This window comes from Halalkaliarchaeum sp. AArc-GB (genome assembly GCF_031432225.1).
Taxonomy (GTDB): domain Archaea; phylum Halobacteriota; class Halobacteria; order Halobacteriales; family Haloferacaceae; genus Halalkaliarchaeum.
This window is the reverse complement of record NZ_JAVKGM010000001.1, coordinates 451,210-476,004: the sequence shown is the minus strand read 5'-3', so window position 1 is coordinate 476,004 and position 24,795 is coordinate 451,210. Positions and strand designations below refer to the sequence as shown.

The window sequence follows — 24,795 nt, the reverse complement described above, 5'->3', positions numbered from 1 at the left end:
GTCGTTCCTTCTCACGGACCGGACTCTCGAGCAGATCGCCTCGCGCTGTGACGATCGTCCCATGAAGGAGTACATCGACGTCCGGGGGGCCGAAGAGCACAACCTGAAGGACCTCGACATCTCCATCCCTCGCGAGCAGTTCAACGTCGTCACCGGGCTGTCGGGGTCGGGGAAGTCATCGCTCGCGTTCGAGACCGTCTACGCCGAGGGACAGCGCCGGTACATCGAGTCGCTGTCGGCGTACGCCCGGAACTTCCTCGGCCAGATGGACAAACCCCAGGTCGAGGCGGTCGAGGGGCTCTCGCCGGCGATCTCGATCGATCAGAAGAACGCCGCAAACAACCCTCGATCGACGGTCGGCACCGTCACCGAACTCCACGACTACCTCCGACTCTTGTACGCCCGCGTCGGGACGCCGTACTGCCCCGAATGTGGCAGGGAAGTCGGCGAGCAGTCCGCCCAGCAGATGGTCCGGCGGATCATGGCGCTGCCCGAAGACACGCGGGCGAAGATCGCCGCGCCGGTCGTTCGCGACCAGAAGGGTGCCTTCGAGGACCTGTTCGACGAGCTCGTCTCGGAGGGATACACCCGGGTGGAGGTCGACGGGGAGTCGTACGATCTCTCCTTCGACCGTCCCGAACTCGACGAGAACTACGATCACACGATCGACGTGATCGTCGACCGGATCGTGATCCGGGGAGACGAACGCTCGCGGATCACCGACTCCGTCGAGACCGCACTCGAGGAGGCGCAGGGAGTGGTGAAGCTGATCGTTCCCGACCCGCCGGAGGGCGCCGGCGACCAGCTCGGCGGCTCCGTCGCCCGGGCAACCGGAGATCTCTCGGGGTCGGACGACGCAGACACCGACGCGGTGAGCGAGGACGGGTCGTCCGCCGCCGATGGGGACGACGAGAGCGACCGACTCGTCGTCGAATTCTCCGAGGAGCTCGCGTGTACCCACTGCGGGATCGACTTCTCGGAGATCGAAACGCGGTCCTTCTCGTTCAACTCCCCGCACGGCGCCTGCCCGGAGTGTGACGGCATCGGCGAAACGAAGGAGATCGACGAGGATCTGGTTGTCCGGGACACCTCGAACCCCATCAAAGACGTCTTCGAGGCGTGGAGCTACAGCCGGTCGTACTACCGGACCCGGATCGACGCGGTCGCGGAGCACTTCGGCGTGAGCGTCGACGCCCCGTTCGAGGAACTACCCGATGAGGTGCAACGCCAGTTCCTCTACGGCACCGACGACCAGGTCGTCTTCCGTCGGGAGACCAAAAACGGCGTCCGCCGGAAGGAGAAACGGTTCGAGGGGGTGCTCCCGAACCTCGAACGGCGATACGTCGAGACCGAATCCGAACGCACTCGCGAACACATAGAGGAGTACATGGCGGTGACGACCTGCCCCGCCTGTGAAGGAACGCGGCTCAACCCCCAGTCCCGGTCGGTACTGGTCGCCGACACCTCGATCACCGAGGTCAACCGGATGAGCATCGGCGACGCTCTCGACCACTTCGAGGGAATGGAAGACGAATTGACCGACCGCGAACGCACAATCGCCGAGGAGATCTTGAAGGAGATCCGGGCCCGGCTGGGGTTCATGGAGGAAGTCGGCCTGGAGTATCTCACGCTCGATCGGGAGGCCTCCACCCTCTCGGGCGGTGAGAGCCAGCGGATACGCCTTGCCACCCAGGTCGGCTCGGGGCTCGTCGGCGTGTTGTACGTCCTCGACGAGCCGTCGATCGGACTCCACCAGCGGGACAACGACCGCCTGTTGAACACTCTCGAGGGGCTTCGCGACCTCGGCAACACGCTGCTCGTGGTGGAACACGACGAGGAGACGATGCGCCGGGCGGATTCGATCATCGACATGGGCCCCGGGCCCGGAAAGCGGGGCGGCGAGGTCGTCGTGCAGGGGGACTTCGACGACGTCGTCGACTGCGAGGAGTCGATCACCGGCGATTACCTCGCCGGTCGCAAGGAGATTCCAGTCCCCGACGAACGACGGGAACGGGACGGCGAACTCGTCGTCAGAGGCGCCCGCCAGCACAACCTGTCGGACCTCGACGTCGAGATCCCGATCGGCCAGTTCACCGCAGTGACCGGGGTTTCCGGCTCCGGAAAGTCGACGCTGGTCCACGAGGTTCTTTATAAAGGACTGGTTCGGCGGATGAACGACACCGACGTCAACCCGGGCGAACACGACGCGATCGACGCCCTCGAGGAGATCGAGACCGTCCGTCTCATCGACCAGTCGCCGATCGGTCGGACGCCACGGTCGAACCCCGCCACCTACACCGGCGTCTTCGATCACATTCGGGAGCTGTTCGCCGAAACGAAGCTCTCCAAACAGCGCGGCTACGAGAAGGGCCGGTTCTCGTTCAACGTGAAAGGCGGGCGGTGCGAGGAGTGTGGCGGCCAGGGCACCGTCAAGATCGAGATGAACTTCCTGTCGGACGTGTACGTCCCCTGCGAGGAGTGTGACGGCGCGCGGTACAACGACGAAACGCTGGAGGTGACTTATAAGGATGCGACGATCGCGGATGTTCTCGATATGAGCGTCGCCGAAGCGTACGACTTCTTCGAGGGGCACACCGGGATCCGCCGGCGACTGAAGCTGCTGAAGGACGTCGGGCTCGGCTACATGCAGCTTGGCCAGCCGTCGACGACGCTGTCGGGTGGGGAGGCCCAGCGGATCAAGCTCGCCGAGGAGCTGGGCAAGAAGGACAGCGGCGACACGCTCTACCTGCTGGACGAGCCGACGACCGGGCTCCACAAGGAGGACGAACGGAAGCTGATCGACGTGCTCCACCGGCTCACCGACGACGGCAACAGCGTGGTGGTGATCGAACACGAACTCGACCTCGTGAAGAACGCCGACCACGTGATCGACCTCGGGCCGGAGGGGGGCGAGGGCGGCGGTGAGGTCGTCGCGACCGGCACACCCGAGGATATCGCCGAAATCGAAGCGTCGTACACCGGCCGCTATCTCCGTGATTACCTCCCTGAGGTCGACGCCGAGGGACCCAGAAGCGACCGGCGGAAGCCGGCGAAGGCGACCGGCGACGACTGAAAAGCGGTTCGACGATTCGGCAACTCACCGATTCAGCGTGTGAATCGCCTGCCCCTGCGCGTTCTCGGCGGCCTCCATGACAGCCTCCGCGAGCGTCGGGTGGGTGTGGATCGTCGAGGCGACGTCCTCGAGGGTCGCGCCCATCTCGACCGCCAGCGACACCTCGGCGATCAGCTCGGAGGCCTCGGGGCCGACGATCTGGCCGCCGAGGACGAGCCCGGTCTCCTCGTCGGCGACGATCCGGACGAACCCGTCGGTGTGATCGGCCGTGAGCGCCCGTCCGGAGGCCCGGAACGGCATCTCGCCGACGACCGGATCGAACCCGTCCGCTTCGGCTTCGGCCTCGGTCATGCCGACCGTGGCGACCTCTGGGTCGGTGAATACTGCCGCCGGTACCGCCTGGGCGTCCATCGCGGCGGGCTCGCCGGCGATCACCTCGCTGGCGACGATCCCCTCGTGACTCGCGACGTGGGCGAGCATCGGCTCGCCGGCGACGTCGCCGATCGCGAACACGTGGTCCTTGTTCGTTCGCATCCGGTCGTCGACCGGGATGAACCCGTTCTCGTCGGTTTCGATCCCGGCCGCCTCGAGGCCGACCCCCTCGGTGACGGGCCGTCGGCCCACGGCGACGAGCACCTTGTCGGCGGCGTACGTCGACTCGACGCCGTCCTCGGTCTCGGTGACGACCTGGATGCCGCCGTCGGGCGACTCCTGCCACTCGCTTGCGCCTTCGCCGAACTGGAACTCGATGCCGAGGTCCTTTGCGCGCTTGCGGACGACGCGGGCGACGTCCGACTCGTACATCGGCAACGCGTCGTCGAGCATCTCGACGACGGTGACGTCGGTGCCGAGCTTCGCGAACACGGTCGCAAGCTCCATGCCGATGTAGCCCGCCCCGACCACGACGAGCCGGTCGGGGATCTCGTCTGCGGCGAGCGCGTCCCGCGAGGACCACACCTCCTCGTCCGTGAACTCGAAGCCGGGGATCTCGATCGGCTGTGAGCCGGTGGCGACGATCGCGTGTTCGAACTCGATCGACTCCGAGCCCTGGCCGTCGCCGCCGTGGGCGACGCGGACGGTGGTTTCGTCCGCGAACGTCGCTTCGCCCTCCACGAGATTGACGCCGTTTGCCTTGCACAGTTTCTCGACGCCGCCGGTGAGCTGATCGACCACCCCGTCTTTCCAGCCGCTCATGGCGGCCATGTCGACGGCGGGATCGGCGTGGATCCCCATGTGCTCGGCGTTGCCCGCCTCGTGGGCGAGATCCGAGCCGGTGATCAGCGCCTTCGAGGGGATACAGCCGTAGTTCAGGCACGTCCCGCCGTAGGCGTCCCGCTCGACGAGCGTGGTGTCGAGGCCGTGTTGTGCCGCGCGGATGGCGGCGACGTAGCCGCCCGGTCCGGCACCGATGACCAGTACGTCTGTCCCGGTGGAAATGTCTCCGACAACCATTGTTCGTGGAGAATATGCGTCGAATCGTTCCTTAAGTCGGTCGGTTGTGGATCCGGACGCCGAGGAACCGCTACTCCAGCAGCAAGAGCGGTTCGTTCAGGTACGACATCACCGTGTTGGTGAACGCTGCGGCCTCCGCGCCGTCGATCACGCGGTGGTCGATCGACAGCGACAGCGGTAACGTCGGCCGGGCGACCACCTCGTCGTCCTCGACGACTGGGCGTTTCTCGATCGCGCCCAGACCCAGAATCGCGGTTTCGGGGTAGTTGATGATCGGGGTGGCGTACTCGCCGCCGATCGCCCCGAAGTTGGTGATCGTGAACGTCCCGCCGCGCATCTCCTCGAGGTCGAGTTTCCGGTCTCGCGCTCGCGAGGCGAGGTCGTGGACTTGCCTCGACAGTTCGAACAGCCCCTTCCTGTCGACGTCCTCGACAACCGGCACCATCAGTCCGGCGTCGGTTGCGACCGCGATGCCGACGTTGTAGTACTTCTTGAGTGCGATCTCCTCGTCCTCCTCGCGGAGCTGTGAGTTGAGTACGGGGTACTCCTTCAGTCCCTCGACGACTGCCTTCATCACGAACGGAAGGTATGTGAGCGAAACGTCCTGCTCCTGTCCCCGCGGTTTCAGACGTTCGCGGGCCTCCACGAGCGCCGACACCTCGACGGTGTCGTGGTGGGTGACGTGGGGTGCGGTGTACTTCGACTGCTCCATCTGGTCGCCGATCGTCCGCCGGACTCCGCGGTAGGGGACGGTCTCCTCGGGCCGTGCGCCCGCCCCGGTTTCTCCGGGCGTCGGGGTCGCGGTCTCGGCGCCCGCCGCCTCGGCCGCCGCGGGTTCGGCGGTCGGCTTGGCGGCGGGTTCCCGTGCGTCCGCCTCGAGCGCCTCTGCGTACTCTCGGACCTGCTGTTCGGTGACGAACGGTTCGCCGTCACGAGTCTGGTCGGTGGGGACGTCGTCGATGTCGACGCCGAGTTCTCGGGCGACCCGACGCGTCGCCGGCACCGCGAGCGTGTTGTCCCTGTCGACGGCGTCGACGCCGGACGGAACCGCCGCGTCCTCGGTGTCGGCCTCCGTTTCCGGGGCGGATTCGGCCACTGTCTCCTCGGCGGAGGGGGTCGGTTCGGGCTCCTGTGTGGCGGTCGATTCAGCGTGGTTCCGGACGTCGGCCTCCGTCACCCGGCCTCCCGGACCGGAGCCGGACACTGCAGCGATGTCGACGCCGAGTTCTCGGGCGAGCCTGCGGGCCGACGGCGGCGCGAACACTCGATCATCGGGGGTTTCGACTTCCGCCGGCTCCCTGTCAGCCGGTTCCCCGTCAGCCGGTTCCTCGTCGGCCGGTTCGGCTTCCGCCGTCTCCTCGTCGTCCGGGAGTTCGAAACTGATGATCACGTCGCCGACGGGCACCATCTCCCCCTCTTCGACGAACAGTTGCTTCACCGTGCCGTCGTACGGCGAGGGTACTTCCACGAGCGCCTTGTCGGTCTCCACCTCGGCGACCGGCTGGTCCTCGCTTACGGCGTCGCCGGGTTCGACGAGCCAGGAGACGAGTTCGCCCTCGGCGACGCCTTCGCCGACGTCCGGGAGCTTGAACTCGGTTATCGTCATGGGAACTCGACCGCCTCCCTGATGCCCGCCTCGATCCTGGCCTCGTTGGGCAGGTAGTAGTCCTCCAGCGCGTACAGCGGGTAGGGCACGTCGAAGCCGGTGACCCGCGTTACGGGCGCTTCCTGGTAGGCCAGCGCCTCCTCCTGGATGATACTCGTGATCTCGCCGGCGAGCCCGCCGGTTCGGGGTGCCTCGTGGACGACCGCCGCCCGGCCGCATTTCTTGAACGCCTCCAGGATCGTCTCCTCGTCCAGGGGAGAAAGCGTCCGGAGATCGACGACCTCACACTCGATGCCGTCCTCGGCGAGGTTCTCTGCGGCCTCCAGCGTCCGGCGTGCCATCGCACCCCAGGTGAACACCGCGACGTCCTCGCCCTCCCTTCGAGTCTTCGCCTGGCCGAGTTCGATCGTGTACTCGCCTTCGGGCACCGCCTCGCGGAACGCCCGGTAGATGAGTTTCGGCTCGAGGAAGATCACCGGATCCGGATCACGGATCGAGGCCGCAAGGAGCCCCTTTGCGTCGTACGGCGTCGATGGAATGACGACCTTGAGCCCCGCCTCGTGGACGTAGAACGCTTCCTTCGACTCCGAGTGGCTTTCGGGGGCGCGGATCCCGCCGCCGTACGGGGCCCGCAGCGTCATCGGGAGGGTGTAGCGCCCCCGGGTGCGGGTGCGCATCCGGGCCATGTGGGAGATGATCTGGTCGAAGCCGGGGTACATGAAGCCGGAAAACTGGATCTCCGGAACCGGTCGCATCCCCATCGCGGCCATCCCGACGGAGGTGCCGACGATCCCCGACTCCGCAAGCGGCGTGTCGATCACCCGGTTTTCGCCGAACTCCTCCCAGAGGCCTTCCGTCGCCCGGAAGACGCCGCCGTTCTTCCCGACGTCCTCGCCGAGGACGATCACCTCCTCGTCGCGTTGCATCTCGGTGTAGAGTCCGTCCCGTACTGCCTGTACCAGCGTGAGGTTCTGTGTTTCCTGTTCCGTCGCCATAAGTTACTCCTCCAGAAACGCTTCGTCGCCGAGCTCCTCTCGAAGCTGTTCGAACCGGTCGTACTGCGTTCGAAGCCGGTCTGGCATCTCTGCGTACGCGTTCTCGAACATCTCGTCGGGGGTGGGACGCACGGTCGATTCCGCGGCGTCGATCGCGTCGGCAACCCGGGTTTCGATCGACTCCTGTATCTCGTCGATCCGGCGGTCGTCGAGGATCCCCTCGGTTTTCAGATACGCCTCCAGCCGCGGGATCGGATCCTTCCGACGCCAGCGTTCGACTTCTTCTTCGTCGCGGTAGACGCTCGGATCGTCGGCTGTGGTGTGGGCACCGAACCGGTACTGCACCGCCTCGATCATCGTCGGTCGCCGCTGGCCTTCGCCGGGATCTTTCGCCTTCTCGACGGCCTCCCGCGTGACCTCGTAGACGGCCAGCGGATCCATGCCGTCGACCTGGATCCCCTCGAAGCCGTACGCAGTCGCCTTCTGGGCCAGCGTCTCGGAGGCAGTCTGGCGCTCCCGCGGCACCGAGATCGCCCACTGGTTGTTGTTACAGAAGAAGACGTTCGGGGTGTCGAACACGCCGGCGAAGTTGAGCCCCTCGTGGAAGTCACCCTCCGAGGTAGCGCCGTCCCCGAAGTAACAGATAAACGCTTTGTCTTCCTCGCCGCGGAGCTTTGCGGCCCACGCCGCCCCGGTCGCGTGCGGGATCTGTGAGGCGATCGGGACCGCGACCGGGAAGATGTTCGCCTCCTCGGCGACGGCGTTGCCCGCCTCGTGACCCATCCAGTACAGCAGCGTCTTCTCCAGGGGGAGCCCCCGCACGAGCGCTCCGCCGTGCTCGCGGTAGCTGGGGATCATCCAGTCGTCCTCGTCCAGCGCGTACGCGCTTCCGATCTGGGCGGCCTCCTGTCCGGACAGCGGTGGATACGTTCCCATCCGTCCCTGGCGCTGGAGGCTGACCGCCCGCTTGTCGAAGTGGCGGGCGAGCTTCATGTGCCGATACATCCCGACCAGCGTCTCTTCCTCGAGATCGGGGACCTCACCGACGGCTGTGCCGTCCTCGTCGAGAACTCGATACATGTCGTCCCTGGGATCGCGCTCGAGTACGCTCACGGTCGGACCCACCTACGCATACGGTGGAATCTCGCCGCTCGAGTAATAGAAGTTTCGTAAATAATTTTTCATGGGGAGAAATACTGCCGGCCGCGGCTCCAGTCCCCGGACCGACTACTCGCTTGCGGTGCGGGCGATGCGGCGGGCCTCGTCGAGGCTCTCCTCCTCGCGAGCCATCGCCTCGACGAACAGTTCGCCGGCCCTGTAGGAGGACCGGACCATCGGGCCGGAAGCACAGTAGCTGAAGCCGAGCTCCTCCTCTGCGACCCGTCGCCAGGTGTCGAATACCTCGGGGTGGACGTACTCGAAGACGTCGAGGTGTGATCTGGAGGGCTGCAGGTACTGGCCGAACGTGACGATGTCGACGCCGATCTCCCTGAGGTCGACGAGGGTCTGATACACCTCGTGGTCGTACTCGCCGAGCCCGAGCATGATGCTGGTTTTCGTGTACGCGTCCGACTCTCGGCGGACCTGATCGAGCACCGAAAGCGACTGTTCGTAGTCGGCCCGTCGGTCCCTGACGGGCCACTGTAGCCGCTCGACGGTTTCGACGTTGTGTGCGATCACGTCGGGTTCGGCGTCGATGATCTTCCGAACGAGGTCGGATTCGCCCTGGAAGTCCGGAATCAACACCTCGACGAGGGTTTCCGGAGCCGCCCGTTTTATTTCCCGTATCGTCTCCGCGAAGTGTCCCGCGCCTTGATCGGGGAGGTCGTCGCGGTCGACCGAGGTGAGGACGACGTAGTCGAGTCCGATCTCCTCGACCGCCGCCGCGACGTCCGCGGGCTCGTCGGGGTCCAGCGGGTCCATCCCGCCGGTCTGGACGTCACAGAAGTTGCATCCGCGCGAACAGCGCTCGCCCATCAGCATGAACGTCGCCGTGCCCGGGCCGTCGTGCCCGCTCCAGCACTCCCCCATGTTGGGACAGTTGGCCTCCTCACACACCGTGTGGAGGTCCCGATCGCGGAGGGCGGATTTGACCTCGGTAAACCGGGTGCCCGTCGGCGCCCGCATCTTCAGCCACTCCGGCTTGCGCCTGGTGCTCATACAGTATCGTTCGTGCGTGGAATCAAAAACGTGCGGATCGGCCGCGTTCGTGACTGGCGGCGCCCTCCCGGAGCGGAGGGGTCACAACCCGTGTCTCTCGTTGAACTCCGGTGGCGTCAGGTCGATCCGTTCGAACTCCCCGAAATCGCGCTCGTGGTGGCGGATCATCTGCTCGACGATCCACGAGCTGAACTCCTCGTCGAACTGCCAGTTCCCGTCCCGCTCGGGAACCCGAAAGCGATCGTCGGTCGCGACGGCGGCGTACACGTGATAAAACCCCAGAATGACGTCGGCGAACTCCTTGGCTTTGCCGGCGGTCTCGTCCCGCTTGTCTTCGAGTTCGGCCAGCCCGTCCTCGGTGAGTTCGAAGTACTTGCGGTCCGGCTCGTCCTCCCGTTCGATCCGACGGGTCCACCCTTCCTCCTCGAACTTGTAAAGGATGGGGTACACGGAGCCGTACGACGGCTCCCAGTGCTCCCCGCTTATCTCGGAGATCTCCTTGAGTATCTCGTATCCGTACCGCGGTTTCTCTTCGAGTAGCTCGAGCACGAGATACGAGATCAACCCTTTGGGTGGGCCACTTTTCCGCATCGTCTCACGCTTCCGTACATCGCCGTGAAAGCGTTTCGGTTGCGGTGATGGGTGCCTGACACACTTATATGCTATGTGGAATAATAACAACCTGCATGAGACTTCCACAGACCCGGGACCTGTTCATCCGCGAGTTCGACTTCCCGGCCCACCGCGACACCGTGATCGAGGGGGTCGGGAACGTCGAACTCGACGCGATGTACGGCGACCCCGAGACCATCGCTGAGGTGCTCTCTCGAACCGATCAGGCGGAGTTCGACAGCGTCGACGAGCTGTACGACGCGTTGATAACGTTCGTGGGCGAGCAGTACATCGGACGGAAGTTCTACGACGATAGGGGAATGAACCCCGAAACCGACGAGGAGGTGTCCTTCTGATGGATCTCACTGTCGTTTCCGGCGTCCCCGGAGTCGGTGCCTCGGAGGTGTGTCGGGTCGCCCGCACGGAGCTCGGTGACGGGTACGAACTGATCAACTTCGGCGACGTGATGCTCGAGAAAGCCGCCGCCCGTGGCCTCACCAGGGACCGGGACGACCTCTCGAACCTGAGTCAGCGTGAACTCCGGCTGCTGCAACGACGGGCCGCCGAATACGTCGCCGGACGTGCGCGCGGACGAGCAGTCGTCCTCAACACCCATCTCGCGGTCGCGACGGTCCACGGCTATCTGCCGGGGCTGTCCAGGTCGTCGCTTCGGGAGGTCGATCCCGACCGGTTCGTGTTGATCGAGGCGTCTCCCGAGACGATCGCCTCGCGACGCGAGGAGGTGAGCCACCGGACCTACCGGGAGACGGGCGTCCGATCGATCGACTTCCATCAGGATCTGACCCGCGCGGCGGCGATGTCGTACGCCATGCAGACGGGTGCACCGGTCCGAATGGTCGAAAACGAGTCGTCCATCGAGGCGGCCGCGGCGGACCTCGTCTCCGTCGTCACCGAGGGCGATCCGGTCGAGTGACGTCTCGGCCGTGGCTGTCCCGCTAGGTCGCGCTGTTATCTTCCCCGTCGCCACCCGCGTCGGGATCCGGGAGCACCGAACCGGGAAGCAGCATGAACGACCGGTTGGCGCCGCCCAGCACGGCCAGCTGGTAGGTCGTCATGTAGGTGACCACGAGGATCCGGATCGGGAGGATCACCACCGCCAGTGCGAGGATCACGAACAGCACCAGCAGCCCCAACAGTGCCAGGCCGACGACGGATTCGACGGCGGCGGCGAGACCGCCCAGGAGGCCGACGATCACCAGTCCGGCGATCGCTCCCAGGGCGACGACGATCCCGGCCAGTACGAGCGTGACGATGCTCTGGCCGATGCCGATGCCGATCGCCAGAAGGAGGTACACCACTAGATACACCAGAAACTGCACCCACTCTCCTTTCAGCGTCGGCCAGAACCTGCTCCAGGCGCCGAGGACAGTCTCGTCTTCGAGCACCATGATCGGGACGACGAAGTCGTCGGTGAACGTCAACACCAAAAGCCACAGCAGGAACACGCCGACAAGTCCCAGGCCCGCCAGAACGAACACCGCGAGTCGCGAGGGAACCGCCGGATCGGCCACGTACAGGCCGTAGCCTGCGAGGGCGACCGGCGCGAAAACCAGCACGGTGACGCCGATCTGAAAGAGAATGAGCCGTATCCCCTGGAGGAACCGGCGCTTGAACGGGCCCCACAGGAGGACGTCGTTCGTGCGGAGGGCGTCGTAGAAGACGAACTCCAGTACCGTCGAGACGATCGAAAGCAGCACCGCCAGGAGGACGATCCCGGCCGCGACGGCGATGACCAGCTCCGGGGTGAGGAACGGATCGCCGGGCGGGGCGGCTCCGTTCGGAGGCGCGGCGCCGTCGGCGGGGAATCCAGTCGGGAGTGTAAACTCTCCGCCTGCGGAGGGAACGTTCGAGGCGTTGCTCGCGCTGCTACCGCCGCCGATGAAGAGGACGATCACCGCGAGTTTGACCCAGCGAACGAGGCTAAACGGGAACAGGAATCGACGGGTCGCGTCGATCGCGTCGTCGACCGCGTCGATCGCGTACCAGGGCATGTCCGTCCCGTATCAGCCCTTCGACAAATAGGTTTCTCATCGGTCGCCGAGAACGACGGGGGCGTGCCGGCACAGCGTGGGTAACTCGACGGATTCCGGGAGCGCTTCCGGGACAGCCTCGACCTCGAGAGTCGGCCAGTTTCCGGTTTCGGTCAGCGTTTCGAACCCGCCGTCGATCAGGACGGTATCCTCGCTTTTGGCGCCCTGGACGGTGGGGTTCCAGGCGTACGCCATCGGCGCGTACACTGGATCCTCCGCGTCGGGTCTGGCGATCCACTCCCGTCCGGCGTAGCCGGCGGCGCCGCCCTGGTGGTGGTTTTGCCACTCGCCGCCCCAGCCGAGCGCGTCGTATGCCCGCTGGATCGTACCGAACACGTCGCCGGCGGTCCCCCGGATGTCATTCGACCCGTTCCCCGAGTCGGCTCTGTCCCCATCGCTTCCGGCGGCCGCTCGCGTGGCCGCAAGCGCCGTCACCTCGACCCGCGCAGCCGCCCGGAACCGCTCGCGGAGCCAGTCCGGCGGGTCGAACGCGACGGTTCGCGTACAGGAGGCGTACAGCCCGCCCCGCTGGGCGGTGACCGACACCAGCGCGTAGTCGCCGAGTTCGGCGTCGGTGGGCGTGTAATGCCGGTACTTCCGTGCGCGTTCGCCCCCACCGACGAGTACGACCGGCGCCTCGACGTTTCCGGCGGCAAGCGAGATCCGGATCCCGGCGGCGACCTCGTGTTCCGTGTCGTCAGGTTCGAGTTCCCGACAGACGTTCTCGACGGCTGCGGCAACCTCCTGCCCGAGTTCGCGGTACCGGTCCGTGTCCTCCCCGGAAAGTGGCTGTCGGAGCCGGCCCGGCTCGAACTCCTCGAATCCGGAGATCGGAACGTCCGCCGCCGCCGGCGTCGGGGAGCGCTCGGCGACGGCCTCCGCGAGGCTGCTCGAATACCACGGTGCTTCCTCGGGGGTGAAGACGTCCGGCACCTCCTCCGTGGCGATGCGCTCACCTTCGATGTTGTTGGTGACGACGCGGAACTCCCCGTCGTAGCCGGCGGCGGCGACGCCGACCGGGGCGTCCCGATCGACGATGTTGCTGCCGCCGGTGAGCCACGCGAAGCCGTTGGGTCGAGCGAACCACACTGCCTCGAGTTCCCGTTCCGCCAGGAATCCGTCGAGTCGTGCGGCCCGTTCGTCGAGATCGACCATACCGTAGCTTCGTCGTCGTCGACTTGAATGCGGTGGACCCCTTCGGGGCCCGAATCCGGTGCTGGGAGTGAAACGCTCAAGTAGGCGCCACCCCGACAGTGCTGCAATGAGTCTCCGCCCCGATTGGCTCACGTTCCGGCGGTATGCGGGCCTCACCACCGGGATGACACTCGCGCTGTTTGCGATCGGCGTGTACACGGCCGCGACCGGGTCCGGCCTGGCGTGTGAGGCGCAGTGGCCGCTCTGTTCCGATCAACTGGTGCCGGCACTCACGTTCAACCCCGACTTCGTGGAGTGGTTCCATCGGGTTTGGGCGATGATCACCGGCTTTTTCATCATCGGCATGGCGGGCTGGGCGTGGCGACTCGACGACCGCCGGATCCGGCTTGCAGCCACCCTCGCGGTGGTCGTGCTGCCGCTGCAGATCGCCGTCGGCGCCGTCACCGTCACCGTCGGCGGGCTGGTCCCCGGCGGCTACACGATGTCGACCCACGCGCTTCACCTCGTGGTCGCGCTGTTGATCTTTACGTTTCTCGGACTCGCGACGTTCTGGGCTGGATCCGGCGGCGGAGGTCCCTCGATCCGCCGGGTTCGGCTGACGCTTTTCACCGCGCTCGGTTTGCTTCTGGCCGGCGCCGTCTTCTCCCGGGCGGTCCCCCTGCTCACCTACTCTCCTGGGGCACAGGCGTGGTTTTACGGCCTGTCGCTTTCCGGATACCTGGCGCTGCTCTCGGTCGTGGTCGACACGTTCGAAGGGGGCGGATTCCCCGGTTCGGACCGAGTTCGTGCGCTCGCTTTCGCCGCAATCGTGCTCCTGGTGGGGACGCTGCTGCTCGGCCGTGATCTGGTTCTCTACGACGCCACGTGGCAACTCGTCAATCTGTTCGCGCTCGCCGGCGCGCTGGTCGGTGTCGCCGCCGCTGCCTGGCTGCTCGGGCGCGAGTCGCCGGCGACCGACGCCCGGTCCGGCGTGGCCGAGGCCGACTGATCGGCCGAGTCAGGTCGTCGGTGGGAACTGTCTCACCGTGCAAAATTTGCGCCGGCGTCGGCTCCAGAAAGGTTGAAACCTCTCCTCGACATTGTAGCCGAGTATGACACGCTACGTCACCGATTCTGTAAGCCGTCGGACGTACCTGAAACTCACCGGTGGATCCGCAGTCGCCGGATTGACAGCCACCGCAGGCTGTCTCGGTGGGGACGACCTCCTGACGCCCGGGACGGCACCGGGCTTCCCGCCGTTCGAGATGATCGAAGACGGCGAAATCGTCGGCTACGACATCGATCTCCTCGACGCTGTCGTCGCCGAGACCGACTACGAACTCGACGAGTGGGAGGAGTTCGAGTTCTCCTCGCTCATCCCGGCGCTCCAGAACGAGCGGATCGACGTGATCGCCGCCGCGATGACGATTACCGAGGACCGCCAGGAGTCGATCGCCTTCTCGAACCCGTACTACAACGCCGACCAGACGGTTCTCGTCCGGGCGGGCGGCGACTTCCAGCCGACCTCCTTCGACGATTTCGAGGGCGTGACGGTCGGTGCCCAGGAGGGAACCACCGGTGCGGGCGTCGTAGAGAGCGAACTCATCGAGCCGGGGATCATCAGCGAGGACGACTTCAGCCGGTACGGGAACTACGTGCTGGCGGTTCAGGACCTCGAAAACGAGAACATCGACGCGATCGTGCTCGACCAGCCGGTCGCCGAGACGTTCGCCGCCCAGCGTGACGTCGAGGTCGCGTTCGTCTTCGAGACGGGAGAACAGTTTGGCTTCGGTATCCGGCAGGAGGACGAGGACGTCCAGGCCGCACTCAACGACGGCCTCGCTGCGGTCCAGGACGACGGAACCTACGAGGAGATCACCGCCCGCTGGTTCGGCGAGTGATGTCGTCTGCGGCGGGGTTCGTGGCGATACCCGGCTCGCTTGCCGATCCGATAGCCGACACGCTGTTGTTCGTCGGCGACCTCGAAGACTGGCTGTTCGTCCTCGACAACCTGGATTACCTCTTCGGCGGGCTGGTCGTCACGATCGGGTTGACGATCGCGAGCATCCTCCTCGGCTTCGCAGTCGGCTTTCCCGCCGGCGCGATCGAGGTGTACGGCGGACGCTACAGCCGGACGTTCGTCGAGACGGTCGGGGTCGTCCTCCGCGGAACGCCGATCGTCGTCATCCTGATCTTCATGTACTTCATCTTCCGTGCACCGGACCTCTACTTCGGGTTTACGACTATTTCCGGTGCGGTCGTTGCCGGCATCCTCGGACTCGGCCTCCGCAGCGGTGCCTACCAGTCGCAGATCTTCCGGGCGTCGCTGCAAAGCGTCCACAGCGGCCAGCTCGAGGCTGCCCGAGCGATCGGGATGACGAAACGCGATGCGGTGCGACACGTCGTCGTTCCGCAGGCGCTTCGCCGCTCGGTACCGGGCTTTCAAAACGAAGTGACGATCGTGCTGAAGGACACCAGCATCGTCTTTGCGATCGGCCTCGCAGAGCTCCTGACCCGGAGCTATCAGCTGTTTACGACGGCGGAGGGCAACACTGCGGTGCTGGAGCTCATCCTCTTTATCAGTGCGATCTACTTCGTGCTCACGTTCTCGACGAACCGCGCGTTGGATTACGTCAGCGACTACTACGCGATCCCATCGGGTGAGACGACATGAACAGAGACGACACGAGCCGTGAATACACGAGTAGCGACGACCTGGGCAGCGACACCGAAACGCGTCCGGACGGCGGACGGGAGAACCTGTTGCGGGTCGAGAACGTCTCGAAGTGGTACGGCGACGAGCAGGTACTTCGCGAGGTCAGCTTCGAGATGGAGAAAGGCGATGTCACCGTACTCATCGGTCCCAGCGGAAGCGGGAAGTCGACGATGCTGCGGTGCGTAAATCGGCTCACCGACGCCCAGGAGGGCGAGATCTATCTCGACGAGGAGTTGATCACCGCCCCCGACATGGACGTAAACAGGCTCCGCCGCGACGTCGGGATGGTGTTTCAGGACATCAACCTCTTTGCTCACCTCACCGCGCTCGGCAACGTCGCGCTCGGCCCACAGCGGGTGCTGGGCCTCGACAAGAAGGCGGCCCGCGACCGTGCGCGGAGACAGCTCGAGCAGGTCGGGCTCGCCGCGCAGGTCGACTCGTATCCGGCGGAGCTGTCCGGCGGACAGAAACAACGGGTCGGAATCGCGAGGGCGCTGGCGATGGAGCCGAAGCTGATGCTGTTCGACGAGCCGACCAGCGCGCTGGACCCCGAACTCGTCGGCGAGGTGCTCGAGGTGATGCACGGGCTCGTCGAAGAGGGGATGACGATGCTCGTCGTCACCCACGAGATGAGCTTCGCCCGGTCGGTCGCCGACGAGATCGTCTTCCTCGACGGCGGCGCCGTCGTCGAGCGTGGCCCCCCCGAACAGCTGTTCGAACACCCCGAGCGCGACCGGACCGCGCAGTTCCTCAGCCGGATCACTCAGCTCCACGACTGACATGTCCGACACCACCACTCCGGCCGGCACCACTCGCCCCACGACTGTCCGAGACCGGGTCGACGAGGCGACGCCCTCTGCCGGTCGGATGGCGTTGTACGTCGCGGGCGTGGTGTTCTGGGGCTGGGTGCTGTTCCGGTGGGTGAACCGGTGGCTCGGCGAGCCGTTCGTTCCCGACGGGGAGCCGGTGGTTCCCCCGGCGGCGATCGAGGCGGGTCTCGCCGGGCTGCCGGTACTGGGAGCGTACGCCGACGGGATCGCCTTCGCAGTCGAGACGCTTCCCCGGCTCGCGGGGGGACTGTGGCTCACGGTGTTGATAACCCTGTCGAGCCTCTTCGTCGGCTTCTTCATCGCGGTGCCGCTCGCGGTGGCGCGGGTGTACGGTAACTACACGGCGTACGCTTCGCTCGGATACACGGAACTGCTCCGGGGAACACCGCTTCTCGCACAGCTGTTCGTGCTTCACTTCGGGCTCAACCTCGGCGGATACGTGCCATCGTTCCTCGATGGGGTGTTCCCCCGAAACGTCGTGTGGGTCGCCATTGTCGGGTTCATCCTGAACGGCGCCGCCTACCAGGCGGAGTACATCCGTGGGGCGCTCGAAAGCGTCGATCTCGGGCAGATCACCGCCGGCCGGGCGATCGGACTCTCGAAGATCGAGACGATCTACTACGTCGTCCTCCCGCAGGGGCTCCGGTACGCGATCCCCTCCTGGACCAACGAGTTCGTCTACCTGATCAAGTACTCCTCGCTCGCGGCGTTCATCACCGTCCCCGAACTGTACTACCGGGCGTTCGCCATCGCTTCAGACACGTTCCGGTACACCGCGATCTTTGTCGTGGTCGGCCTGCTGTATCTCGCCTTGGTGCTTACAGCCTCAAACGTGATGGGGTGGGTCGAACGGAAAACCGCGATCCCCGGGGTCGGCACCGGAAGCGAGCGGTGATCCCGGTTTCGACGATTCCCTTGCATCCGGTCGGTTCCGGCAGAGACCACCCCCCACGCCAGCGTTTATGCTGGTCCCGCCGGTCAATTTGACCATGCTCCACGCGAAGGGGCCGCTTCTCACAGTCGACGTGAGCGAGCGGACCGCAACCGCGACCGAGATCGACGACCTCCTCGAGACGCACGTTGGCGGCCGGGCGGTCGCGACCGCCCTGGCCCACGAGCGGATCCCGTTCGACGCCGATCCGTTCGGGCCCGAAAACCGGGTGTACCTCGCGACGGGGCCGTTGCAGGTGAGTCAAACGTCGTTCACCGGACGCATGTCGATGACCGGGCTGTCGCCGCTTTCCGACGGGCTTGCCTCGACGAACGCCGGCGGCTTCCTCTCGCGTAACTTCGCCGACACCGGCTACTCCGTCTTCGAGGTCACCGGGAAGAGCGACGAGCTGCTTGCGATACACGTTCGCGATCCCGACGGGGACGGCGACCCACGGGTCACGTTCGAACCCGTTCCCGAACTCGAAGGAGCGACGGTTTCTGCGACCTCAGATTACATGGAGGAGCACCACGACCTCGGGCCGGAACACTGCATCGCCATCGGCCCCGCCGGCGAGAACCTGGTCCGGTTCGCGTCGGTGATGACGTTCGACTCGCGGGCGTTCGGACGCGGTGGCCTCGGCGCGGTGCTCGGATCGAAGAACGTCAAGTGTGTCACGTTCGCGGGGGAATCCCGGCCCGAGATCGAGATCCCCGATCCGCCGGAGTCGGAGATCCACCGGGAGGCTGCGACGTCGGACGACCGAATGAAACGCCAGGGCACCACCGGCGGCACGGAGTTCATAAACGAGAACTTCTCGCTTCCAACCAGATACTTCGAGGAGTACCACTTCGAAGACGCTGCCGGGATCGGCGGCGACGCAGTCGAAGAAAAGAAGTACCGCACCGGCACCTGCTCGTCGTGTGCCTACGCCTGCAAACTCCCGACCCGCGACGAGGCGGAAGGAATCGAGACCGAGGGGCCGGAGTTCGAAACAGTGTACGCGTTCGGTTCCTCGCAGGGGGTCGGCGACATCGTGGACGTGATGAAGGCGAACGAACTGTGCGACGAACTCGGGATGGACACCATCTCGGCGGGCGTAACCGTCGCCGCCTACCTCAAAAGCGAAGACGCCTTCGGCGACGCCGAGCTCGCACGCGAGGTGACAGAACAGATCGCACGCCGGGAGGGGATCGGCGACTTGCTCGCGGAGGGTGTCGCCCGTGCTCACGGGGAACTCGGCGTCGACAACTACACGGTGAAGGGCATGGAGTTCGCTGCCCACGACGGCCGGGTGCTCCACGGCCAGGGGCTGTCGTATGCGGTGGCCAACCGCGGTGCAGACCACATGTACGGCGGGATGTTGGGTCCGGAGTACAACGGCGAAATCGACCCGGAAGGAACCCTCGGGAAAAGCGAACTGCTGGCGAGAAAAGAGAACCGCAACGCGGTGCGGGATTCGGCGATCATCTGTGCGTTCTCGAGCGATTACATCACAGACGACCGGCTGGCGACGCTGCTTGGAACCGAGTACGAGGAACTGCTCGCCGTCGGCGCCCGGACGGTCGAACGGGAGCGTCACTTCAACAACAAACGGGGGATGGACCGCGAGGACGATCGACTCCCCTACGACATCCCCGACCTCGAGGCCGCGATCGACGAGTACTACGAGGAACGCGGCTGGAGTTCTGATGGGACCGTTCCCGACGACGCGATCGAAGCGAGCGACGTCCCGCCTGTGCGCTCAGACTGACGCCGGGTAGTGATCGAACGTAGGAGCAATTCTTCGCGGACCAATACTCTCCAGCGCAGCGGCGGATCGATCATTATTTTTTGAACTATTGCATGAACGTTTGGTCTATTTTACCGACTGAAAGACTATGTACAAAAAGGTTTATCCGGCCAAAGGTAGTAATATTGTATACGATGTCGCAAAAGAGCACACGCTCGTTCGAAAATGCACAGTTGATGGGAACAGTCGATTCGGAACTGCTGTCACAGACGCAGAGTCCGTTCGCAAAACTCGCGTCCCGGTTCAGCCCGGACGACAAATAACTGCGGAAGCAATCGGTCTTTCAGGATCGTTTTTCCGTTTTGGGGTCACTTCGGAGCGGCAGCACTCAGCCGAACGTGCCGATTTCCAGCGATTCGGTGGCGAACAGTTCTTCGAGGTCGTATCGACGGTCTGCGATTCCCTGTCGGTGGGCGTACTCCACCAGGGTGTTCAGGACGGTCCGGTTGGACTCCGTCAGCCCGTACTCCCAGGGATCCTCGAGCAGGTCGCGCTGGCGCTCGGCGTGGATGTCGGCCCACAGGAGCGGGATCCACTGAGGACGCTCCAGCCGCCGGAGACACTCGCGTTTCGCGTTCTCGAAGGCGTCGTACAGTTTCTGGACGAGCCACGGGTGGTCTGCCAGGAGTTCGTTTTTCAGGACGATCGCGTGCATGATCGGAAAAATTCCGGTTTCTTCGAAGTAGGCTTGCTCCTCGGCGATGGGATCTTCGAACAGGCGCTCGGCCGCCGGAATCTGCAACGGCACGGGATGCAACACCGCATCGAGTTCTCCGGATCCGAGCAACTCCTCCATGTACGGAACGGTTCCTCCGCCCGGGTCGAGGTCCGTCACCGTGTACTCGCCGGGTACCTCGATCGGGACGATTTCGGAGCCGACGCGGTGCCAGTCGACGTCGGTCGTGTCGACCCCGTACTGCTCGCGCAAGATTCCGCGCTGCCAGATTCCGGTCGTCGTCTGCCAGTTCACGACGCCGACGCGTTTCCCCTCCAGATCCTGCGGGCCGTCGATATCCGCGTCCGTCCGTCTGTAAATGTACGAATGTCGAAACCGCCGGTGTGGGAACACCGGGATCGCCGTAAACGGATACCGTTCCGGTCGGGACCGGGTTGCGAGATACGTGCCCATGGAGAGTTCACAGGCGTCGAACTCCAGGTTGTTCGCCATTCGTGCGAACCGCTCCGGGTTGTGGTACTCGAGGGTCGACAGGTCGATCCCCTCCGGCGAAACGCTTCCGTCCCACAGGCCCCGGGTCCACTCGTACCGGCCACACGCAAGCGAGAGGTCGAGCATGCCCGTGGATTTCCACCGGCGAACCATAGTCGCACCGAACGGCCCGAAACCCCCATCGCTTATTACATAGAACTTGTAATGTGGAATACGGACGGTCGGATTCCCGGGACACCGACCAGACCACATCCCTCACACATGACAGAGACGACGCGGCTCCAGGTACGGGATCTCGACAAGAGCTTCGGGACGGAGTCGATCCTCTCGGCGGTCAGTTTCGACGTCGCCGAAGACGAGATCGTGGCGCTACTGGGCCCCAGCGGGTGCGGGAAGACCACGACCCTGCGGTGTATTGCGGGCGTGGAGACTCCCGACGCGGGAGAGATTATCATCGACGGCGAGACGGTCTTCTCGGCGGACGTCTCGCGGCCGCCGGAGGATCGCGAAATCGGCATGGTGTACCAGAACTACGCGATCTGGCCACACAAGTCCGTGTACGAGAACGTGGTGTTCCCGCTGAAGTACGCCGACCACTCGTTTTCGAAAGACGAGTACGAATCCCGGGTGGATCATCTGCTCGAACTGGTCGACATCGCGGCGCTGAAACACCAGCCCGCGACGGATCTCAGCGGCGGACAGCAGCAACGCACCGCCCTCGCCCGCGCGCTGGCGCACGATCCGGACCTTTTGTTGCTCGACGAGCCGCTGTCGAACCTCGACAAGAAGCTCCGGGCGACCATGCGCTACGAGCTCCAGAAGCTCCAACAGGAGGTCGGTGTCAGCATGCTGTACGTGACACACGACCAGGAGGAAGCGTTCTACCTCGCGGACAAGGTGCTGGTGATGAACGAGGGGGAGATCGTCGAGCGGGGGGCGCCGGAAGAGCTGTATCGTCGCCCGTCTTCGGCGTTCACCCGCGACTTTGTCGGCCACTGGAACCGCCTCGACGGGTCGATCGAACGTGGCGCGGAGGGGACTCGCGTCGTTCGGACCGCACTCGGGGCAGTCCCAGTCGAGGGCGTCGACGTCGTCTCCGCCGGCGAGATCGGTGGACAGGTTCACTGCTTCCTCCGCCCACGGGACGCCACCGTTCGACGGCCGTCGGCAGTCGACGGCGGTCGCGCCTCCGGAGCCGAGACCGGCGGTTTCGCCGTCGCTACGGAAGACCAACCGACGGACGGCCTCTCGCACCGAGGGACGGTTCTCGCGGCCGGTCTCTCGGGGGATCTCTACGAAATGACCGTCGGCTTCGAGGACGCCGACGCCGAGGTGGTCGTCCGATCGGACCACATCCACGACTTCGATCGTGGGGATCGCGTTCTCCTTCGGGCGTCCGCAGAAGCCATCAAACTGTACCCGACGGGCGAATAACCGTCGTCGTGTACCCGACGGGCGAATAACCGTCGTCCCGTCCTATCGGTGTTTCTCCTGTAGCTCCTCGGGAAGGCTCTCGAGCACCTCGTCGCCCGGGAACGACTCGAGGTCCTCGGGGCCCAGGTCGGCGTAAAAGCGGTGTTTGGTTTCGTCGTCGCCAACCCAGTCGCTACCCATGTATGCGAGCACGTCTTCCTCCAGCGAGAGCAGACGGCCGTCCATGCCCCCTTCGGTGACCCACGCCTTCTCGACGCTCCCGAAGTAGTAGGTGGTGTTCTCGAACTCGAAGGAGTCGAGCACCGTGCACTCGATGTTGCCGACGGCGTCCGCGAGGATCGGGACGTCGATCTCCGCGCCGGGGATCGTCTCGAGGTCCAGGTGCTCGATCTTGTCGAGTTCCCGGCCGCTGACCATTCCGGAGAGTACCATCGCGTCGATCAACTCCGTCGACGGCACCGACAGGACGAACTCGGGGTTCTCCTCGATGATGTCGTAGGTGTACGTCTTCTGGCTGACGCCCAACATGTACCGGAACGGGTTGTATCCGGCCGTCATCCACCACCCCGCGGTCATCAGGTTCGGTCCCTCGGTCTCGCTTTGCGTCACCACGAGCGCGATCGGCTTCGGCTTCAGGAGGGCCTTGGACTCGATCCCGTCGATCTCGTCGAAACGGTCGGTCGGCGTCGACTGCGTCATGCGTTATCGTTCGGTCTCGGAACCAAGAGGGTGTCTATTCGTCCACGTCGACGAACAGTTCCTCGGGCTCGTACTCTCGATCGGCGATCCCCTGCTCGTGGGCGTACTCGAGGAACTTCGCCAGCTCGCGTCGCGTCCGATCTGTGAGGCCGTACTCCCAGACGTCCTCGCCGGGACCCATGATGTCGCGCTGTTCGAGCCGGTGGAGGTGTGCCCACGTCAACGACATGTTGTAACTCGGTCGTCGCACCCGGTCGAGTCCGAGGTCGCGTGCCTCGCAGAACACCTCGTAGACGCTCTTTGCGACCCACGGGTGCGCTTCGAGCACGTCGTCGCGAATCGCCACCACGTGCATGATCGGGTGAATTCTCGTCTCCTCGTAGTAGGCACGTTCGGCCGCCAGCGGGTCGTCGAACACGAACTTCACGTCGTCGGCCTCGAAAACTGCCTCGAGCAGGGAGCCCGACGGGTCCATGACTGCATCCAGTTCGCCGGCAAACAGCAGCTCACGCATGTCGCGCGGCTCCTCGATCGCGTCGCCGTCCTGGGATCCCGGCACCGGCCGGACCTCGAACCGGTCGGGGACGGGCCTTTCGACGTCGTCTTGCCGGCGACGGTACCAAGTCACGTCCTCGAGATCGAGCCCGTGGTGCTCCCGTGCGATCCCGCGCATCCAGACGTTGGCCGCCGTTTGCCAGGACTGGACGCCGACCGTCTTTCCCGCGAGATCTGCCGGGGCGTTCACGTCCGCGCCGACGTGTTTATAAAAGAAAGCGTGCCTGAACGTCTTGCTCGGATAGACCGGAAGCGCCGTGAACGGGTACCGATCGGGGTCGGATCGGGAGGCGACGTAGGAGGCGAGACACAGTTCCGCGACGTCGTAGGCGTCGGTCCGGCAGAACCGGCGGTGACGCCGGGGCGGGTAGGTCGTGTCCGTTGCGAGGTCGATCCCGTCGGGGTCCACCTCGCCCGAAAGCAGCGCCCGGGTGAGATCTGTGTCGTCACAGCTGAGCGTGAGTTCGACCGCCATACGTCGCCGTGTCGGCGACTGAGACTAATAACTGGCGGACGGGTCCCACCTCCCGGTGACGGCTGAACACACCGACAGAACTAGGGCGCCCACCTGAGCAGTTCCCGGCATGTCAGTGGAGCTGACCTTCTGCGGGAGCGACAGCGACCTCACCCGGGCGCTCTTGACGGGCGAAGTCCAGCCGAAAGGGATCGATCTAACCGCGATGACGGAGTATCCCCCTCGGCGTCACCGCCGGTTCTTCCGGCACGGCGAGTTCGACGTCTGCGAGGTATCGCTAGCGTCGTACCTCTCCTCGCGCGCCGAGCCCGAGGAGTATCCATTCACGGCGATCCCCGTGTTCCCGAGCAGGCGCTTTCGCCACTCGTTTTTCTACAAGCACGTCGACGCCGACGTGACGGAGCCGGCCGACCTCGAAGGAAAGACGGTCGGGGTGCAGTCCTGGCAGACGACGGCCAACGTCTGGCTGCGTGGAATCTGTGCGAAACACTACGACCTCGATCTCGAGGACGTGACCTGGGTCCGTCGGCGCGGGGACGACGTTCCCGTCGAGCTCCCCGATCGATTCGACGTCCGGCCGGTCTCCGGGGACAGAGAATCCGACGCCGTCGACGATCCCCGGGACATGCGGGAGCTGCTGTTTGCCGGCGAGCTGGACGCGGTCATGGACCCGGCCGGGTCGCTGTTTCACGACGTCGCCGACGCCGACGAGGTAGAGTTCGTGTTCGACGACCCAAAAGCCGAAGAACGCGCGTACTTCGAGGAGACGGGCATCCACCCGATCATGCACGTGGTGGCGATCCGCGACGACGTGCTGGCGGACCATCCCTGGGCGGCGGTGAACCTCTACGACGCCTTCCGTGAGGCGCGCGATGTAGGGCTCGAACGCGCCCGGAGCCCCAGCACCCACATGGCGCTCACGTGGGGACACATCGAGGCCGCGAAACAGCGTCAGGTTCTGGGGCCCGACGAGAAGGTGTGGGAGTACGGGGTCACTGAGAAGACCCGGCGCGAGCTGGCGAAATTCGTCCAGTACGCCCACGATCAGGGATTGATTCTCCGGGAGTACGATCCCGAGGAACTGTTCGTGGATTCGACGCTGTCTCTGTGAG

21 protein-coding genes and 1 pseudogene are annotated in these 24,795 nt (G+C 65.1%); 11 read left to right on the top strand and 11 right to left on the bottom strand.

Annotation, left to right across the window (positions count from 1 at the left end; translation table 11 throughout):
• Positions 1–61: 61 nt before the first annotated feature.
• Positions 62–3,073: an excinuclease ABC subunit UvrA gene (uvrA, locus tag RH858_RS02435; protein ID WP_310561059.1), complete on the top strand. Its 3,012-nt coding sequence runs from the start codon at positions 62–64 to the stop codon at positions 3,071–3,073.
• A 24-nt stretch (positions 3,074–3,097) separates the two neighbouring features.
• On the opposite strand, the gene lpdA is transcribed toward uvrA, so the two are convergent.
• The 6 genes and pseudogenes from lpdA to RH858_RS02405 form a co-directional block, all read right to left on the bottom strand.
• Entirely contained in the window at positions 3,098–4,525 is a 1,428-nt protein-coding gene (gene lpdA, locus RH858_RS02430) for a dihydrolipoyl dehydrogenase (RefSeq protein ID WP_259533671.1), read from the bottom strand.
• Between the two features lie 70 nt (positions 4,526–4,595).
• On the bottom strand, positions 4,596–6,131 hold the full coding sequence (locus RH858_RS02425; protein ID WP_259533670.1) for a dihydrolipoamide acetyltransferase family protein: 1,536 nt from the start codon (positions 6,129–6,131) through the stop codon (positions 4,596–4,598).
• A complete protein-coding gene (locus RH858_RS02420) occupies positions 6,128–7,126 on the bottom strand; it encodes an alpha-ketoacid dehydrogenase subunit beta (protein WP_259533669.1) in 999 nt (332 codons plus the stop codon). The genes RH858_RS02425 and RH858_RS02420 overlap by 4 nt, the downstream gene beginning before the upstream one ends.
• 3 nt (positions 7,127–7,129) lie before the next feature.
• Positions 7,130–8,239 carry a pyruvate dehydrogenase (acetyl-transferring) E1 component subunit alpha gene (gene pdhA / locus RH858_RS02415; RefSeq protein WP_259533668.1) on the bottom strand — a complete coding sequence of 370 codons (1,110 nt, stop codon included), beginning with the start codon at positions 8,237–8,239 and terminating at the stop codon, positions 7,130–7,132.
• Between the two features lie 114 nt (positions 8,240–8,353).
• Positions 8,354–9,304, bottom strand: a pseudogene (lipA, locus tag RH858_RS02410) (lipoyl synthase); the annotation flags it as partial.
• Between the two features lie 63 nt (positions 9,305–9,367).
• Complete coding sequence (locus RH858_RS02405; protein WP_259533666.1) at positions 9,368–9,877, bottom strand: PadR family transcriptional regulator; 510 nt, start codon at positions 9,875–9,877, stop codon at positions 9,368–9,370.
• Between the two features lie 95 nt (positions 9,878–9,972).
• Here RH858_RS02405 and RH858_RS02400 point away from each other — a divergent pair, with 95 nt between their 5' ends.
• The gene (locus RH858_RS02400; protein WP_259533665.1) at positions 9,973–10,254 is read left to right on the top strand and encodes a hypothetical protein; all 282 of its coding nucleotides are present in this window, start codon (positions 9,973–9,975) and stop codon (positions 10,252–10,254) included.
• The gene (locus tag RH858_RS02395) at positions 10,254–10,832 is read left to right on the top strand and encodes an adenylate kinase (RefSeq protein ID WP_259533663.1); all 579 of its coding nucleotides are present in this window, start codon (positions 10,254–10,256) and stop codon (positions 10,830–10,832) included. The genes RH858_RS02400 and RH858_RS02395 overlap by 1 nt, the downstream gene beginning before the upstream one ends.
• Positions 10,833–10,854: 22 nt before the next feature.
• On the opposite strand, the gene RH858_RS02390 is transcribed toward RH858_RS02395, so the two are convergent.
• On the bottom strand, positions 10,855–11,910 hold the full coding sequence (locus RH858_RS02390) for a hypothetical protein (protein WP_259533662.1): 1,056 nt from the start codon (positions 11,908–11,910) through the stop codon (positions 10,855–10,857).
• A gap of 36 nt (positions 11,911–11,946) precedes the next feature.
• Complete coding sequence (locus RH858_RS02385; RefSeq protein WP_259533661.1) at positions 11,947–13,104, bottom strand: M24 family metallopeptidase; 1,158 nt, start codon at positions 13,102–13,104, stop codon at positions 11,947–11,949.
• A gap of 106 nt (positions 13,105–13,210) precedes the next feature.
• On the opposite strand from RH858_RS02385, the gene RH858_RS02380 reads away from it, so the two are divergent.
• From RH858_RS02380 to RH858_RS02355, 6 genes are all read left to right on the top strand, one after another.
• Positions 13,211–14,092 (top strand): COX15/CtaA family protein, encoded by an 882-nt coding sequence (locus RH858_RS02380; protein ID WP_343213804.1) that lies wholly within the window; start codon positions 13,211–13,213, stop codon positions 14,090–14,092.
• 103 nt (positions 14,093–14,195) lie between these two features.
• On the top strand, positions 14,196–14,984 hold the full coding sequence (locus tag RH858_RS02375) for a basic amino acid ABC transporter substrate-binding protein (RefSeq protein ID WP_259533660.1): 789 nt from the start codon (positions 14,196–14,198) through the stop codon (positions 14,982–14,984).
• Positions 14,984–15,757 carry an amino acid ABC transporter permease gene (locus RH858_RS02370; RefSeq protein WP_259533659.1) on the top strand — a complete coding sequence of 258 codons (774 nt, stop codon included), beginning with the start codon at positions 14,984–14,986 and terminating at the stop codon, positions 15,755–15,757. Before RH858_RS02375 ends, RH858_RS02370 begins: the two co-directional genes overlap by 1 nt.
• A complete protein-coding gene (locus tag RH858_RS02365; protein ID WP_303650961.1) occupies positions 15,754–16,578 on the top strand; it encodes an amino acid ABC transporter ATP-binding protein in 825 nt (274 codons plus the stop codon). The genes RH858_RS02370 and RH858_RS02365 overlap by 4 nt, the downstream gene beginning before the upstream one ends.
• A 1-nt stretch (position 16,579) precedes the next feature.
• The gene (locus tag RH858_RS02360) at positions 16,580–17,524 is read left to right on the top strand and encodes an amino acid ABC transporter permease (RefSeq protein ID WP_259533658.1); all 945 of its coding nucleotides are present in this window, start codon (positions 16,580–16,582) and stop codon (positions 17,522–17,524) included.
• Positions 17,525–17,618: 94 nt separating this feature from the next.
• Positions 17,619–19,313: an aldehyde ferredoxin oxidoreductase C-terminal domain-containing protein gene (locus RH858_RS02355; protein ID WP_259533657.1), complete on the top strand. Its 1,695-nt coding sequence runs from the start codon at positions 17,619–17,621 to the stop codon at positions 19,311–19,313.
• 367 nt (positions 19,314–19,680) lie between these two features.
• Here RH858_RS02355 and RH858_RS02350 read toward each other — a convergent pair whose 3' ends face one another.
• Positions 19,681–20,673, bottom strand: a complete 993-nt coding sequence (locus tag RH858_RS02350; RefSeq protein ID WP_259533655.1) for an ABC transporter substrate-binding protein — start codon at positions 20,671–20,673, stop codon at positions 19,681–19,683.
• Positions 20,674–20,781: 108 nt separating this feature from the next.
• Between RH858_RS02350 and RH858_RS02345 the strand changes: the two genes are divergently transcribed.
• Complete coding sequence (locus RH858_RS02345; RefSeq protein WP_259533654.1) at positions 20,782–21,954, top strand: ABC transporter ATP-binding protein; 1,173 nt, start codon at positions 20,782–20,784, stop codon at positions 21,952–21,954.
• A 42-nt stretch (positions 21,955–21,996) separates the two neighbouring features.
• Here RH858_RS02345 and RH858_RS02340 read toward each other — a convergent pair whose 3' ends face one another.
• Together RH858_RS02340 and RH858_RS02335 are read right to left on the bottom strand one after the other, a co-directional pair.
• Positions 21,997–22,653 carry a flavin reductase family protein gene (locus tag RH858_RS02340; RefSeq protein ID WP_259533653.1) on the bottom strand — a complete coding sequence of 219 codons (657 nt, stop codon included), beginning with the start codon at positions 22,651–22,653 and terminating at the stop codon, positions 21,997–21,999.
• Positions 22,654–22,687: 34 nt separating this feature from the next.
• Positions 22,688–23,683 carry an ABC transporter substrate-binding protein gene (locus tag RH858_RS02335; RefSeq protein WP_259533651.1) on the bottom strand — a complete coding sequence of 332 codons (996 nt, stop codon included), beginning with the start codon at positions 23,681–23,683 and terminating at the stop codon, positions 22,688–22,690.
• 109 nt (positions 23,684–23,792) lie between these two features.
• On the opposite strand from RH858_RS02335, the gene RH858_RS02330 reads away from it, so the two are divergent.
• Positions 23,793–24,794, top strand: a complete 1,002-nt coding sequence (locus RH858_RS02330) for an ABC transporter substrate-binding protein (protein ID WP_310561058.1) — start codon at positions 23,793–23,795, stop codon at positions 24,792–24,794.
• Position 24,795: the final 1 nt, after the last annotated feature.

Bases quoted from the DNA above. Each gene is read 5' to 3' on its own strand.
- RH858_RS02400 (WP_259533665.1), top strand. From the start codon at position 9,973: ATGAGACTTCCACAGACCCGGGACCTGTTCATCCGCGAGTTCGACTTC.
- RH858_RS02395 (WP_259533663.1), top strand. From the start codon at position 10,254: ATGGATCTCACTGTCGTTTCCGGCGTCCCCGGAGTCGGTGCCTCGGAG.
- RH858_RS02370 (WP_259533659.1), top strand. From the start codon at position 14,984: ATGTCGTCTGCGGCGGGGTTCGTGGCGATACCCGGCTCGCTTGCCGAT.
- RH858_RS02355 (WP_259533657.1), top strand. From the start codon at position 17,619: ATGCTCCACGCGAAGGGGCCGCTTCTCACAGTCGACGTGAGCGAGCGG.
- RH858_RS02425 (WP_259533670.1), bottom strand. From the start codon at position 6,131: ATGACGATAACCGAGTTCAAGCTCCCGGACGTCGGCGAAGGCGTCGCC.
- RH858_RS02360 (WP_259533658.1), top strand. From the start codon at position 16,580: ATGTCCGACACCACCACTCCGGCCGGCACCACTCGCCCCACGACTGTC.
- RH858_RS02375 (WP_259533660.1), top strand. From the start codon at position 14,196: ATGACACGCTACGTCACCGATTCTGTAAGCCGTCGGACGTACCTGAAA.
- RH858_RS02335 (WP_259533651.1), bottom strand. From the start codon at position 23,683: ATGGCGGTCGAACTCACGCTCAGCTGTGACGACACAGATCTCACCCGG.
- RH858_RS02345 (WP_259533654.1), top strand. From the start codon at position 20,782: ATGACAGAGACGACGCGGCTCCAGGTACGGGATCTCGACAAGAGCTTC.
- RH858_RS02390 (WP_259533662.1), bottom strand. From the start codon at position 11,910: ATGCCCTGGTACGCGATCGACGCGGTCGACGACGCGATCGACGCGACC.
- RH858_RS02340 (WP_259533653.1), bottom strand. From the start codon at position 22,653: ATGACGCAGTCGACGCCGACCGACCGTTTCGACGAGATCGACGGGATC.
- RH858_RS02330 (WP_310561058.1), top strand. From the start codon at position 23,793: ATGTCAGTGGAGCTGACCTTCTGCGGGAGCGACAGCGACCTCACCCGG.
- RH858_RS02350 (WP_259533655.1), bottom strand. From the start codon at position 20,673: ATGGTTCGCCGGTGGAAATCCACGGGCATGCTCGACCTCTCGCTTGCG.
- RH858_RS02385 (WP_259533661.1), bottom strand. From the start codon at position 13,104: ATGGTCGATCTCGACGAACGGGCCGCACGACTCGACGGATTCCTGGCG.
- RH858_RS02380 (WP_343213804.1), top strand. From the start codon at position 13,211: ATGAGTCTCCGCCCCGATTGGCTCACGTTCCGGCGGTATGCGGGCCTC.
- RH858_RS02420 (WP_259533669.1), bottom strand. From the start codon at position 7,126: ATGGCGACGGAACAGGAAACACAGAACCTCACGCTGGTACAGGCAGTA.
- lpdA (WP_259533671.1), bottom strand. From the start codon at position 4,525: ATGGTTGTCGGAGACATTTCCACCGGGACAGACGTACTGGTCATCGGT.
- RH858_RS02365 (WP_303650961.1), top strand. From the start codon at position 15,754: ATGAACAGAGACGACACGAGCCGTGAATACACGAGTAGCGACGACCTG.
- uvrA (WP_310561059.1), top strand. From the start codon at position 62: ATGAAGGAGTACATCGACGTCCGGGGGGCCGAAGAGCACAACCTGAAG.
- RH858_RS02405 (WP_259533666.1), bottom strand. From the start codon at position 9,877: ATGCGGAAAAGTGGCCCACCCAAAGGGTTGATCTCGTATCTCGTGCTC.